We start from the raw sequence: 12,499 nt of genomic DNA on the forward strand, positions 1-12,499 counted from the left end.
CGAAATGGGCGGCCAGCTCCCAGGGTTTGCCGCCTTCCGGAAGAGCGTATCGGCCGTTCAACAGCCGGGACGCGGTCGGTTGGCTGGCGCCGATAATGCTTTTCAGATCGCTGGGCCCCAATCCCAGACGGCGAGCGGCCTCGATCACTGCTCCGGTGAGGACGCGCGAGCGGTCTGTGGCGGGGGCTGAAGCTGGGTGTGTCATGGGGTCTTTCCTCGCTTGCTTGCCAACAGGTTTATTCTACTGAATAAACCTATCACAAAACACAACGTGTGAATATCCGTTAACAGCCGGATGCACACCAGATCTATCGAAACGGTTATTTCGTCAATCCACCACTCCTGCCCCACTTTCTCGATGCGAAAAATACTCGGTTGGCGGACAATCCTAAGCTCGGCTCTCCATTCCGAAGGTTGAAGCGTGCGTAATCGGCCGGAAGGTGTGGTCAAACCTATACGAAAGCGCTTGATGAGTTTCGAAGTCGCGATCCAGCCGACGAGGACGTGAAAAAGACCGACCGCCCCAAACCGACATGAAGAAAAACACCCTCCTAGCTCAAGAAAGCCGGCATCCCGATGACTCGCTAGCCGCGTTCTTCGAACGGCAAACCCGGCGTCACGGATCTCGGGAAGCCGTTCGCTATAGGCCAAGATACCGCACCATTCGCTGGAGTTACGACATGCTCGGCGAGCGCGTGTTCGGATTGGCACAAACGCTGGCCGCACACGGCATCGGAACGGGCGATCGGGTCGCTCTCTGCGCGGAAAATTCGCCACACTGGGTTGCGGCCTTCTTCGCCATCCTGGCCCGCGGCGGCGTGGTGGTGCCTCTGAATCCGAAAAGCACTCCGGATCAGATCGACCGGATCAGCAAATCCGCCGAGCCTAAGCTGGCCCTGCTATCCCCCTCGCTCGCCTGGCCCGACGAGGCCGTGCCGTGCTTGCCGACGGCCGACTCGTCCTACTCGGCGAACGAAGCCGCGGCCATGCGGGACAAAGCCGTCTTCGAGAACTCCGGCGGGCTCGCCGAAATCATCTACACCTCGGGGACGACCGGCGATCCGAAAGGCGTCATGCTCTCTCACGGAAATCTCCTGGCCGATCTCGACGCCGTGATGAAAGCGGTGCCCTTGACGCCCGACGATCATATCCTCACCTTGCTCCCCTTGTTTCACGTGTTCGGTCAAATGACGAGCCTCCTGTGCTCGCTGTACAGCGGATGCTCGGTCACCTATATCGCCGCCCCGACGACCCGCGCCATTCGGGAAGCATTGACCTACACGCCGGCGACTCATCTGGTCGTGGTGCCCGAAGTGCTCAAGACCATGATGGATCGCCTGGAAAGCCGGCTGGGCCGAATCCCCGGTTTCCTCCGGCGCGCGCTGCGCGACCGCATCCGTTCCCGCATCTCCCGGACACTCCGGACCATCGTTTGCGGCGGCGCTCCGCTCGATCCGACGATCGAGGACAAATGGTGGAACCTGGGCTTCGAGGTCTTGCAGGGCTACGGACTCACCGAGACGAGCCCGGTCGTCAGTACCAACACCTCCGCCGCCCATCGCGCGGGATCGGTCGGAAAGCCTCTGGACGGGGTCGAGGTCAGGCTGGCTCCGGACGGCGAAATCCTGGTCCGAGGCCCGATCGTGATGCAGGGGTACTATCGGGATGCCCAACGCACCGAGGCCGTTCTGGACCACGGCTGGTTCAAGACCGACGATGCCGGACGCTTCGACGAGGACGGATTCCTGTACGTCTTCGGACGCAAGAAATACATGATCCTGGGGCCGAGCGGCGAAAACGTCTTTCCCGAGGATCTGGAAGCCGAACTGAGCCGGGTTCCCGGCGTCATCGACAGCGCCGTAGTGGGCTTGCCGAGGAACGGCCGGACCGTCGTTCATGCCTCGCTGCTCTGTGAGCCGAACCGAGCCGCCGGCGCCGTGGCCGAAGCCAACCGGCATTTGGCGCCGCACCAGCAAATCACGAGCTGGTCTGTTTGGCCCGAGCCCGATTTCCCGCGTTCGGTCACGCGCAAGGTAAAAAAAGAGGAAGTCATCAAAAGACTCGGCAGCGAACCGGCCGGCCGGCCGTCTCAAGGCGGGCGGATCACGCCGCTCAAGCGGCTCTTGGTCGAGGTGACGCAAACGGAGATCGGAGAAATCGACGATTCGACGCGGATCGTAGCCGACCTGAACCTGGATTCTCTGCTGCGAATCGAGCTGGTCTCGCGGATCGAGGACGAATTCGGGGTTTATATCGAGGAAATGCAGATCACGCCGGAACTCACGGTCGCCGATTTGGACGCGCTTGTGCAAGGCCAAAAGGGACGAATGCCCCAGTTGGGGCGTTATCCACGCTGGTCGAACTCGGCTTGGGCCGGCCGATTGCGGCCCGCGGTAAATCAGGTTGTCTTCCGCTGGTGGCTTTCGATCTTCTGCCGCTTGCGCGTAAGCGGCGAGGAAAACCTGACGAATCTTCAGGGGCCGGTGCTGTTCATGGCGAATCACCGCAGTTTTCTCGATCCGGTCATCGCGACCTGGACGATTCCAGAAGTTATTCGCTCGCGCCTCGGCATCGCGGCCGGCACCGAGGTTCTCTACGGCAAATACCCTTGGTTCGCGCCGCTGGCGGAACTCGCGTTCAATGCCTTCCCGTTTCCCACCGGAACCCACGAAAACATCCGGCCGGGGCTCGATTATATCGGCCGCATGCTCGACGACGGCTGGAACGTTCTGATTTTCCCCGAGGGAGGGCTGAATCGGTCCGAACGGCCGCTGCTCGATTTGAAGGGCGGCACCGGCGTGGTCGCCGTCGAAATGGGCGTCCCCGTCGTACCGCTCGTCATTCAAGGCACCGAGAAAATCCTCCCTCCCGACACCCTCGTGCCGAAGAGGCGGGATCAAGTGAGCGTCCGCTTCGGAAAGCCCTTGAATTTGGCAGGACAGGAATACGCCGACGCGACTGCGAGTATCGAATCGCATCTGCGACATTTACTTGAAGATCGGGAAAACCGCGAATCAGCTCGTCGTAGGCCGGAATAAGCGCAACGTTTCCGGCACCGGCTCCCGGCGATGAGTCCTTGTCCCCGACATCGTTTGACCCAAACCAAGATGTCGGGAAAGGATTCCCGACCTACCAGACGGCCCAGGCCCGTAAGTCGGCAATCCCTTGCCGACAAACCCGCTGGATCGCGGAAAGGGTCGCGAATAAAGCAACCGTTTGCGAGCGGGCGCTACCGCAGACCAAAAATGCTCTATCCGAAGACTGTCAGGTCTTTTTCTTGTGCCTGATCAGGCGCCGACGCTTTCGAACCTGGCGGGCGGAAAGAATGTTGCGTTTGCCCTTGAACGGATTCTCGCTGCTCCGGAACTCGAGCTTGATCGGCGTTCCCTGTATGTCCAAGGTATCCCGGAAGACGTTGATCAGGTAGCGTTTGTACGCCCCCGGCACTTCTTCCGTTTGATTGCCGTGGATCACGATGACCGGCGGATTCTGGCCGCCCTGATGGGCGTATTTGAGCTTGATGCGCCGGCCGCGGACCAAGGGCGGTTGGTGCGCGACCAGGGCGTCCTGAAGGATTTTGGTTAGCCGCGAAGCGGACAAATCCCGCGTCGAAGCCTCGTAAATGGATTCCACCGTATCCAGCAGATTGCCGACACCCGTGCCGTGCAGGGCGGAGATGTAATGCTTTTCCGCGAAATCAAGGAACGGCAGTTTCAAATCGATCTGGCGCCGCACGTTGTCTTTCTGGTCCGGACTGAGCCCATCCCACTTGTTCAGGCCGATGATGAGCCCGCGGCCGATTTCCAGAACCATGCCCAGGAGATTGGCGTCCTGATCGGTCACGCCCTCGCGGGCATCGATCAGGAAAATCACCACGTGGGCCGTTTCGATCGCTTGCAGGGCCTTGATGACGCTGAACTTTTCGATGGTTTCCGAGACCCGCCCGCGGCGGCGGATGCCGGCGGTATCGATCAGGGTATAGGCTTTGCCGTGACGCTCGAAGGGAATGTAGACGCTGTCCCGCGTCGTTCCGGGCTGATCGTAGACGACTACCCGCTCCTCTCCCAGAATGCGATTCACCAAGGTCGATTTGCCGACATTGGGACGCCCCACCACGGCGATGCGAATGCCGGGCGATTCTTCAGTCATTTCCGGCTCTTCCGGAGCCGGCAACTTGGCTTCCAGCTCGTCCAGCAGCGTATCGATTCCGATCGCATGGGACGCCGAGATGGGGTGGGGCTCACCGAGGCCGAGAGCGTAGAACTCGCCCGCAACGACCGCCAAATCCGCCCGGTCGATCTTGTTCACCACCAGAAGAACGGGCTTTCCGGTCTTGCGCAAGCGTTCGGCAATGGCTTCGTCGCCGGCATTGAGGCCGTGGCGGGCGTCGACCAGCAGCAGGATCAGGTCCGCTTCCTCCAGCGCATAACTAACCTGGCGCATGGCCTGTTCGTCGATGCCGAGTTCGGTCTCGACGATACCGCCGGTGTCGACCACGAAATAGTCCTTTTGACCGCGCCTTACCCGGCCGTATTGCCGGTCTCGGGTCAAGCCAGGGAAATCCGCCACGAGCGCGTCGCGGGTCCGGGTCAGATAATTGAATAGGGTGGACTTGCCTACATTAGGGCGGCCCACCAGGGCGACCACGGGCAACATAAACTACTCCAATCGCAAACGGTCATCCGGGGAGTTCCCGGATGACCCTTCCAATCGCAAACGGTCATCCGGGGAGTTCCCGGATGACCCTTCCACCGCGATGGCGGCCAAGGTGCCGCCGCTGGTATAAACGTAGATGACGTCGTCGAACACGACTGGCGTCGCCGCGATTGGGCTCTTGTCCACCCTGACCCGGCCCACCAAGCTGCCATCCTCCTGGGAAAGCAGATGGAGATAGCCCTCGAAATCACCTACCACGACATAGTCCTTGACCAAAGCGGGAGCCGTCAAACGCCGGAAGTGCAACTCGTCCTGTTTCCACAGATCGGCGCCGTTGCGCACGTCCAATTGCCAAACATCGCTGCTGGCGTCGGTTACGAACAGCGAGCGGCGGGCCGCCGCCATGCCGGTGTAAGAAGATAGTTCGGCCTGGCGCCAGAGCACGTCGCCGTCTTTTAACGATACGGCGGCCACGCCGCCTTGATAACCCGTCACGTAGATGGTGTCTCCTTTCACGATCGGATCGGAATCCATATCGACCAAACGCTCTATTTCGGAGCGACCGTGGGGCAACGCAATCGTCGCCTCCCATTCCGGTTTGCCGTCAGTCAAATTCAGGGCAATCAGCTTGCCGCTGCCATAACCGTCCAGCACGAAATCGTCTGCGATTGTCGGCGAACCACGGCTGCGAATCGAAAGTGCCGGTATCGTCCGGTCATGATACCAGCGCGTCCCACCGGTATTTTCGTCGAGCGCGGTAATGCGCCCGTCGCTGCTCCGTATCACCACCGTGTCGCCTTCGACGCGCGGCAAGGCGAGAATCTCGCTGGACACGTTGGTTTTCCAAAGCACCGAACCGTCGCCGTCATTCAGCGCCACGATCTCGGCGTTGCTGGTGCCGAGTATGAGCTTGCCCTCACCCGCCACGGGTCCGGCGGAAACGGCCAGCTCAATATCCACGGACCACAGCTTGTCGCCGTTGAGACGGCTGCGCGCCTGAACTTCGCCCTTGCGGTCGGCCGCGAAAATCTTGTCTTCGGTGACGGCGGGAACCAGGTTCACATATTGCTCGGCATAACCTTTGCCGATATCGACATCCCAAAGCACCGTCATCTTGACCGCGGGCTCGAAATCTTTGAGCTCCGCGGGCGGGTCGGCATTATCCGAAGCTCCGAAGTACTCTCCTATACCGGAGGCTGCTTCTTTCAGTGGACCAAGCGCACTACAGCCGGTCAGCAGCAGACCGCACAAAAACAAGACCAGAAAACGGCGCATCAGGACCCGGCTGGTTTCGGCGCGGCCGGTAGATCGTTAAGCTTCAGCTCCAGCAGCGGGGAAGCTTCGCCGAATTCTTTCGCGGCTTCGTAAGCTCTACGGGCTTCGTCGGGCCGGTTGGCGGCCGCGTACAGATCGCCTTTGAGCTCTTGGTAAAGACCCGCAAACTTGCCCATCTGTTCCGCGGTCAACGGCTCCAAAAGGCTCAGTGCCGGACCGGTTTCTCCCGAAGCCAGCATCACCTGGGCGAGACGGAGCCTTGCGATATGCTTGAAGTTTTCGTCCTTGGTTTTTGCAAGCGTCTCTTCCAGAACGGCCTTCGCGCCAGGCAAATCATTGGAATCGACCTTGAGCTTGGCGAGCAGCAACCGGGCGTAATCGGCATAGGCGCTCGACGGGTACGTGGCGATGACCCGCTCGCCCAATTTGATCGCGGGTTCCGTTTGCTTGGTTTCCGACGCCTTCAGCATTTGCAGATAAAGATTGGAGGCCTGCTCGTTTTGGCTGCGCACATTGCCCTGCCACATGTTCCAGCCGATGATGAGCGCGACGCCCAGAAGAACACCGAGAATCAGCGATTGCCGATTTTCTTTCCACCACCGCTGGAGCGCTTCTAAGCGCTCTTCTTCTGTCAAATACGTTTCCACTCGAACCTCGTCGCGTTAAATGAGTGCTTGCAAAAAGGGGATCAGCTCGGATTGCGAAAGGGTCGTCTGGCCGGCCTCGGTGCGTAAGTATTTGATGCCGATCAGCTGATCTCGCGCCTCATCTTCACCCATGATCAGCGCCAGTATTGCGCCGCTTTTGTCCGCCCGTTTGAATTGGCTCTTGAAACTGCCGCCGCCGCAATTCACCACCAGCCTCAAGTTCGGCAGGGCATCGCGCAAAGCCTCGGCCAGCACGGCGCCCTTGCGTTCGGCGTGTTCGCCCACGCGGATCAGATAAGCATGGGGCAGCGCCGCGGCATCCAGTTTTTCCGGGGATTCCAGTAGCTCGATCAGGCGCTCCATGCCGAGAGCGAATCCGGTTGCGGCGGAACCTTTTCCGCCCAATTGTTCGATCAGGCCGTCGTAACGTCCGCCGGCGCAAACCGTCCCCTGAGCGCCCAGTTCGTGGGTGACCCACTCGAAAACGGTGCGGCAATAATAATCGAGGCCGCGCACCAGCGTGGGATTCACGGAATAAGCAATACCGGCTTCGTGGAGAAGCTCCCTCAATCGCTGGAAATGTGTTTTGGATTCCTCGCCCAGTTCGTCCGTTAAAACCGGCGCCGCCTGGATCAGCTCGCGCATATCCGGATTCTTGCTGTCCAGAATGCGCAAGGGATTGGATTCCAGGCGCCTCTGGCTGTCTTCGTCGAGCTTCCCATAGTGCGTACGGAAGAAGTCCACCAGCTTGGCGCGATAACCGTGCCGCTCTTCGGCCGTTCCCAGGGTATTGATTTGCAGTTCGAGCTTGTGCGCGATGCCGAGTTCCCGCCACAGCCTGGAGCTCAGCAAAATCAGCTCGGCATCGATGTCGGGGCTCGCCATGCCGTAAGCCTCGACACCCACTTGGTGGAACTGGCGATAGCGGCCCTTCTGCGGACGCTCGTGGCGGAACATGGGTCCCGCATACCACAGCCGGTTGATCTGATTGTGCAGCAGGCCGTGCTCCATGCACGCCCGCAGGCAGCCAGCGGTACCTTCCGGACGCAGCGTCAGGGAATCGCCGTTGCGATCCTCGAAGGTATACATTTCTTTCTCGACGATATCGGTGACTTCGCCGATCGAGCGCTTGAACAGTTCGGTCCTTTCCACCAACGGCAGACGGATTTCCTCATAGCCGTAGCTCGCCATGACACGGCGCACCACCGACTCGACATGCTGCCAGCGCGGCGTGCGATCGGGCAGTATGTCGTGCATGCCGCGAATCGCCTGAATCTTTTCCATAGTCGAAAGGGTTGTCGTGGGGTTATTTAAGAAGCGGGAGTCAGTCTACCGAAATGTAGCGCTTGGCCTGCACGGCTTCCTTGGTATTTGGAAATTTCGACCGCAGGGTTTTCGCATAGTCTCTGGCTGCATGGAAATTGCCGAGACCGGCTTCGGTCTCGACGCCGATCCAAAGCGATCTCGGATCCGGTTCCGCCACGGCGTGATAGCGCTCCAAAAACGCGCGCGCAGACATGCCCTGACCGGTTTCGCGGCTCAGCTCGGCCATCTCGATCAACGCCGGCGCAAAGCGGGGATCGTATTCCAGCGCCTGACGCAGATACTGCTCGGCTTCCCCATTTTGACCTGCCGACCGGGCGCAAATCCCGGCATTGGTGAGCGCGATCCAGGGCGAGTTATAGAGCTTCGAACCGATGACTTCCCGGAACTGGCTCATGGCTTCGGCGTACCGGCCCTGCCCGCACAAAAACCGGCCGTAGTTGTTGCGGACGCCGAAGTTTTCGGAATTCGCCGACAAGGCCTTCTTGAACTCGCGCTCGGCGTCGGCCGGCTGATCCAGCCGCTGATAGAGCACCGCCAGCGCGTTGTAGGCCTCGCTGTTTCGTCCGTCCAGTTCGGCGGCCTTGGTCAGATCCTGTAGGGCCACCTCGTAGTTGCCCGCTTCCATGTATTGGATGCCCTTTCGAACATAAATGTCGGATTGGCTGAGCGAGCCGTAGGGATCGTTAGGACGGGTATTGTGCGTCTTCGACGATCCACAGGCCGCGAGCGCCACACACACTATCGGACCGATCAAAACCCGGAATTTCATGACTGTACAACCTGTAAGCGGTGGTGCCTGCGCGTCCGGTCGTTCACCCGCCCCACCAGCTGGCCGCAGGCCGCGTCGATGTCGTCGCCGCGGGTTTTGCGGGTCGTGGCGATCAATCCGGCGGCGTGCAGCATGTCGCTGAACCGGCGTATGGTTTCCGGACCGGAGCACCGGTAATTGGAACCCGGAAACGGGTTGAACGGAATCAGGTTGACCTTGGATGGCACGTGACTCAAGAGGCGAATCAAGGCCCTGGCGTGCGCGGGCGTATCGTTGATGCCGTCGAGCATCACGTATTCGAAGGTCACTTTGCGGCGATTTTCCCGCCCGACATAGCGCTTGCAGGCTGCCAGAAGCTCCTTGATCGGGTACTTGCGGTTGATCGGCACCAATTCGTTGCGCAATTCGTCGTCCGGCGCGTGCAGGGAGACGGCGAGCGCGATATCGGACACTTCGGCCAGCCTGTCCAGAGCCGGAACGATGCCTGAGGTGCTGAGCGTCACCCGGCGCTTGGAGAGCCCGTAGGCGAAATCGTCCAGCATCAGGCTGGTGGCGGCGACAACATTGTTGAAGTTGAGGAGCGGCTCGCCCATGCCCATGAGGACCACGTTGGTCACCCGGCCTTCACCGAGTTCGCGCCGCGCCACCCAGAGCTGGCTGATGATCTCGGCGGCGCTCAGGTTGCGATTGAACCCCTGCCGCGCCGTGGAACAGAACGAGCATTCCAGAGCGCAACCCACTTGGGACGATACGCACAAGGTGCCGCGCCCGTCTTCGGGAATGAAGACGGTCTCGATGCGGTTTTGGTCATCCAGTTGCAGCAACCATTTGCAGGTGCCGTCCGAGGATTTCTGCGCATAGGCGATCTCCGGCACGCGGATTTCGCAACGTTCGGCCAGCCGCGTCCGCAGCGACTTGCTCAAATTGGTCATCGCCGAGAAATCGGCGACGCCGCGCTGATGTATCCATTGCAGCAACTGCGTCGCACGAAAAGGTTTTTCCCCGATCTCGACGAAGAAGGCTTCCATCGCCTTCCGGTCTAGGCCGAGGAGATTCAGCTTTTCGCCGGAATTAACGGGTGCGGGGGCAGAGCTCATTCTCTTTGAAGAAAAATGCGATTTCCTGTGCCGCCGTATCCGGTCCGTCGGAACCATGCACCGCGTTTTCGTCGATGCTGACGGCAAAATCGGCACGGATGGTGCCGGGTGCGGCTTCCTTGGGATTCGTGGCGCCCATGATTTCGCGGTTCTTGGCGATGGCGTTCTCACCTTCCAGGACCTGCACCATCACGGGACCGGTGATCATGAAATTTACCAGATCGTTGAAGAACGGCCTTGCCTTGTGGACCGCATAAAATCCCTCCGCTTGCTCGCGGGAAAGATGCAGCATTTTAGCCGCGACGATTTTGAGCCCCGCTTTCTCGAAGCGGCTGTAAATTTCGCCGATCACGTTCTTGGCTACAGCGTCGGGTTTGATGATGGACAAGGTGCGTTCGACCGCCATTGGATCTCCTTGATTCGGATTCGCCGGTGTTGTGTAGTGAATGAAAACCGAGCGTTCTCGGCTTTCGGAAAAACGTTCGCCGCCCAGATACGGGCAGATAAAACATTGGGATTTTACTGGAAAATTGAGCCGATGATAAGAAATACCGGCCCTTGAACCCGTTTTCAAACGCCATGAGCAGCATCATGGCGTCGCACGGCAGATTGAAGCCGGCCTTTAGACCGCGAAACCTTCCCCGCAACCGCAGGTCGCCTTGACGTCGGGATTGTCGAAGCGAAACGCTCCGTTGATCCCCTCCCGGCGATAATCCACCCGAAGTTGAAGACTCAACTCGCCGGGCCAGAACTCCGGCCACCCTGGAAACTTATCATTATCATTCCCAAATCGACAGGAGAAGGGCGCAGGCTTTCGTTGTTTGACTTCCATGACCGCGCCAACGGAGTATCAACGGCGCGGGTGGGTTAGCAGAGCATAACCCGCTTTCAGAGATTCACCGACGCCCCCCGGCGCGATACGCGTCGCTGCTTCCCGCAGGGAGGTGGACTGATTCAAAATTAAAAGCAAATAACCAAAGTCTGACCCCTTCGCTCGTTCAGCGCATCATATGGCTCTGGATAAAAATCTAATTTAACGATCACCCTTTAACTGCTCAGACTTGCATTGTGCCTTGCCGCCTCTTCATCCGCGGGATCAACATAGTAATCGTCACAGGAGCGATAAGTCCTATTTCGGTTATCTTTAACGCGTCCGCCGAGTTGCGTGGCAATTTCAATCATCCATTTTAAAGTCTTCTCGTCGGAATTCTTTGTCATCAAATGACTTTTTGATAAAAATAGTTTTCCTGGAATATCCCCCATAGGGTCAAATACTAAAGTGCCTTTCTCCGCCCTGCTGCCTGTGTCACTTTCCTTGAGAGCAATATCGTTACGCGCTTTGGCTAACGCCTTTAGCTGGGCAAGCGATGGCGGTAAATAATAGAAAAGTTTCTTTCTGCCGAGCCACCACGGGCCATATCGTGTTTTTAGGCCCAGGACTATGAAAAATAAACCTTTCTTTACCGCCATTGCTTTATAAGGGGTGGTTATTTGAACGATTTTATGACACCTGCACCACTGTAAAGTCTATTGACATTGGTCAAGCCCTTACCACGCTCATATAACAGAGGAATTCCAAGACCATAATCAGCGCTATAATCCCTAACATGATTAGCCCATTGCCCTTTAGTCGTTAGGTCTGCCCAAAGCGCGGTAGGGCGCAATAGCGTACTCGCGTATTGCGCCGAATAGAGGCCGAATTCATGCGGCGGAATACGGGAGTACCCTATTCCGCCCTACGCAAGCTGGACGAGGAAGTCCAAAACTACCTATCCGCCCGCGCCGATTCCAAGGGAATCGCCTTATCGGAATTAATCAACAGTCTGCTGCGCAAGGATATCGAGTTGATCGAAACGGCTAAACAAGGACGGAATGAAAACGCCCGCGACAGCGGGCGTTTTTGGGCACCAGTGCAGTAGATGACCCTGCGGTGCCTGATGGCTAACGGGTCTCGCGAGGGTGTAAAAAGAACTGTGTAACTGGTTTATATAATCTGACAAAAAGGAAAATAAGAGATGACCAGTAACACAACCAAACAAGATGCCTTATTGGACGAATTGCTCAAAGGCTATACGAATCCGAAAGACATTCTGGGGGAACACGGCTTGCTCAAACAGCTGACCCAGCGTCTGGTGGAACGAGCGTTGGAAGCCGAAATGACGGCCCCTTTGGGGTATGCGCCGCATGCCCTGGAAGGGCGCGGCAGTGGCAACTCCCGCAACGGCAAGTCTGTGAAAACAATTCAGACCGAAACCGGGTCCTTGGCGATTGAGGTCCCGCGCGATCGCAACGGAGACTTCGAGCCGCAACTGGTTTCCAAGCGCCAACGCCGGCTCGAAGGATTTGATGAGAAGGTTCTGGCCCTCTATGCCCGGGGATTGTCGACCCGTGATATTCAGGGCCATCTGGAAGAACTGTATGGCGTGGAAGTCTCGCCGACGCTCATCTCCAATCGCAAACGGTCGCTTTAGTCGCGACCCTTCCAACGTCACCGAATCGGTGTTGGCGGACGTGAAGGCATGGCAGAGCCGGCCCTTGGCCTCGGTCTACCCGATCCTGTATTTCGATGCCCTGATCGTCAAATCGCGCGAAGCGGGACCGGTCAAGAACAAGGCGGTATATCTGGCCTTGGGCGTCAATCTGCAGGGCGAAAAGGAGTTGCTGGGCCTGTGGATTGCGGACACGGAAGGCGCCAAGTTCTGGCTGGCCGTCTTCACCGAGTTGAAAAA

At 58.6% G+C, this 12,499-nt stretch carries 11 protein-coding genes and 2 pseudogenes; 3 read left to right on the forward strand and 10 right to left on the reverse strand.

The window, feature by feature from the left end; genetic code table 11:
* The coding region (locus ABJK70_RS11630; RefSeq protein ID WP_347258070.1) for an antitoxin Xre-like helix-turn-helix domain-containing protein at nucleotides 1–205 on the reverse strand (205 nt) is incomplete at its 3' end.
* 328 nt (nucleotides 206–533) lie between these two features.
* Here ABJK70_RS11630 and ABJK70_RS11635 point away from each other — a divergent pair.
* Nucleotides 534–3,038 carry an AMP-binding protein gene (locus ABJK70_RS11635; RefSeq protein WP_347258071.1) on the forward strand — a complete coding sequence of 835 codons (2,505 nt, stop codon included), beginning with the start codon at nucleotides 534–536 and terminating at the stop codon, nucleotides 3,036–3,038.
* 226 nt (nucleotides 3,039–3,264) lie between these two features.
* On the opposite strand, the gene der is transcribed toward ABJK70_RS11635, so the two are convergent.
* The 9 genes and pseudogenes from der to ABJK70_RS11680 form a co-directional block, all read right to left on the reverse strand.
* Nucleotides 3,265–4,656, reverse strand: a complete 1,392-nt coding sequence (der, locus tag ABJK70_RS11640; protein ID WP_347258072.1) for a ribosome biogenesis GTPase Der — start codon at nucleotides 4,654–4,656, stop codon at nucleotides 3,265–3,267.
* A gap of 3 nt (nucleotides 4,657–4,659) precedes the next feature.
* On the reverse strand, nucleotides 4,660–5,931 hold the full coding sequence (gene bamB, locus ABJK70_RS11645; RefSeq protein ID WP_347258073.1) for an outer membrane protein assembly factor BamB: 1,272 nt from the start codon (nucleotides 5,929–5,931) through the stop codon (nucleotides 4,660–4,662).
* Nucleotides 5,931–6,566, reverse strand: a complete 636-nt coding sequence (locus tag ABJK70_RS11650) for a tetratricopeptide repeat protein (RefSeq protein ID WP_156881118.1) — start codon at nucleotides 6,564–6,566, stop codon at nucleotides 5,931–5,933. The genes bamB and ABJK70_RS11650 overlap by 1 nt, the downstream gene beginning before the upstream one ends.
* A gap of 27 nt (nucleotides 6,567–6,593) precedes the next feature.
* Nucleotides 6,594–7,862: a histidine--tRNA ligase gene (gene hisS, locus ABJK70_RS11655; protein ID WP_086134936.1), complete on the reverse strand. Its 1,269-nt coding sequence runs from the start codon at nucleotides 7,860–7,862 to the stop codon at nucleotides 6,594–6,596.
* 40 nt (nucleotides 7,863–7,902) lie between these two features.
* Entirely contained in the window at nucleotides 7,903–8,673 is a 771-nt protein-coding gene (pilW, locus tag ABJK70_RS11660) for a type IV pilus biogenesis/stability protein PilW (RefSeq protein WP_077731513.1), read from the reverse strand.
* Entirely contained in the window at nucleotides 8,670–9,770 is a 1,101-nt protein-coding gene (gene rlmN / locus ABJK70_RS11665; protein ID WP_086134937.1) for a 23S rRNA (adenine(2503)-C(2))-methyltransferase RlmN, read from the reverse strand. The genes pilW and rlmN overlap by 4 nt, the downstream gene beginning before the upstream one ends.
* Complete coding sequence (ndk, locus tag ABJK70_RS11670) at nucleotides 9,745–10,176, reverse strand: nucleoside-diphosphate kinase (RefSeq protein ID WP_077731515.1); 432 nt, start codon at nucleotides 10,174–10,176, stop codon at nucleotides 9,745–9,747. The genes rlmN and ndk overlap by 26 nt, the downstream gene beginning before the upstream one ends.
* A 216-nt stretch (nucleotides 10,177–10,392) precedes the next feature.
* A pseudogene (locus ABJK70_RS11675) lies at nucleotides 10,393–10,494 on the reverse strand (iron-sulfur cluster assembly protein IscA); the annotation flags it as partial.
* A 323-nt stretch (nucleotides 10,495–10,817) separates the two neighbouring features.
* The gene (locus ABJK70_RS11680) at nucleotides 10,818–11,240 is read right to left on the reverse strand and encodes a hypothetical protein (RefSeq protein WP_347258074.1); all 423 of its coding nucleotides are present in this window, start codon (nucleotides 11,238–11,240) and stop codon (nucleotides 10,818–10,820) included.
* 233 nt (nucleotides 11,241–11,473) lie between these two features.
* Here ABJK70_RS11680 and ABJK70_RS11685 point away from each other — a divergent pair, with 233 nt between their 5' ends.
* The gene (locus ABJK70_RS11685; protein WP_156881071.1) at nucleotides 11,474–11,689 is read left to right on the forward strand and encodes a hypothetical protein; all 216 of its coding nucleotides are present in this window, start codon (nucleotides 11,474–11,476) and stop codon (nucleotides 11,687–11,689) included.
* Between the two features lie 96 nt (nucleotides 11,690–11,785).
* A pseudogene (locus tag ABJK70_RS11690) lies at nucleotides 11,786–12,499 on the forward strand (IS256 family transposase); the annotation flags it as partial.

Source organism: Methylocaldum sp., from assembly GCF_039794385.1.
Lineage (GTDB): Bacteria > Pseudomonadota > Gammaproteobacteria > Methylococcales > Methylococcaceae > Methylocaldum.

Excerpts from the sequence above, each read along its gene's own strand:
- ABJK70_RS11635 (WP_347258071.1), top strand. The coding sequence starts at position 534 with ATGAAGAAAAACACCCTCCTAGCTCAAGAAAGCCGGCATCCCGATGAC.
- der (WP_347258072.1), bottom strand. The coding sequence starts at position 4,656 with ATGTTGCCCGTGGTCGCCCTGGTGGGCCGCCCTAATGTAGGCAAGTCC.
- bamB (WP_347258073.1), bottom strand. The coding sequence starts at position 5,931 with ATGCGCCGTTTTCTGGTCTTGTTTTTGTGCGGTCTGCTGCTGACCGGC.
- hisS (WP_086134936.1), bottom strand. The coding sequence starts at position 7,862 with ATGGAAAAGATTCAGGCGATTCGCGGCATGCACGACATACTGCCCGAT.
- pilW (WP_077731513.1), bottom strand. The coding sequence starts at position 8,673 with ATGAAATTCCGGGTTTTGATCGGTCCGATAGTGTGTGTGGCGCTCGCG.
- rlmN (WP_086134937.1), bottom strand. The coding sequence starts at position 9,770 with ATGAGCTCTGCCCCCGCACCCGTTAATTCCGGCGAAAAGCTGAATCTC.
- ndk (WP_077731515.1), bottom strand. The coding sequence starts at position 10,176 with ATGGCGGTCGAACGCACCTTGTCCATCATCAAACCCGACGCTGTAGCC.
- ABJK70_RS11680 (WP_347258074.1), bottom strand. The coding sequence starts at position 11,240 with ATGGCGGTAAAGAAAGGTTTATTTTTCATAGTCCTGGGCCTAAAAACA.
- ABJK70_RS11685 (WP_156881071.1), top strand. The coding sequence starts at position 11,474 with ATGCGGCGGAATACGGGAGTACCCTATTCCGCCCTACGCAAGCTGGAC.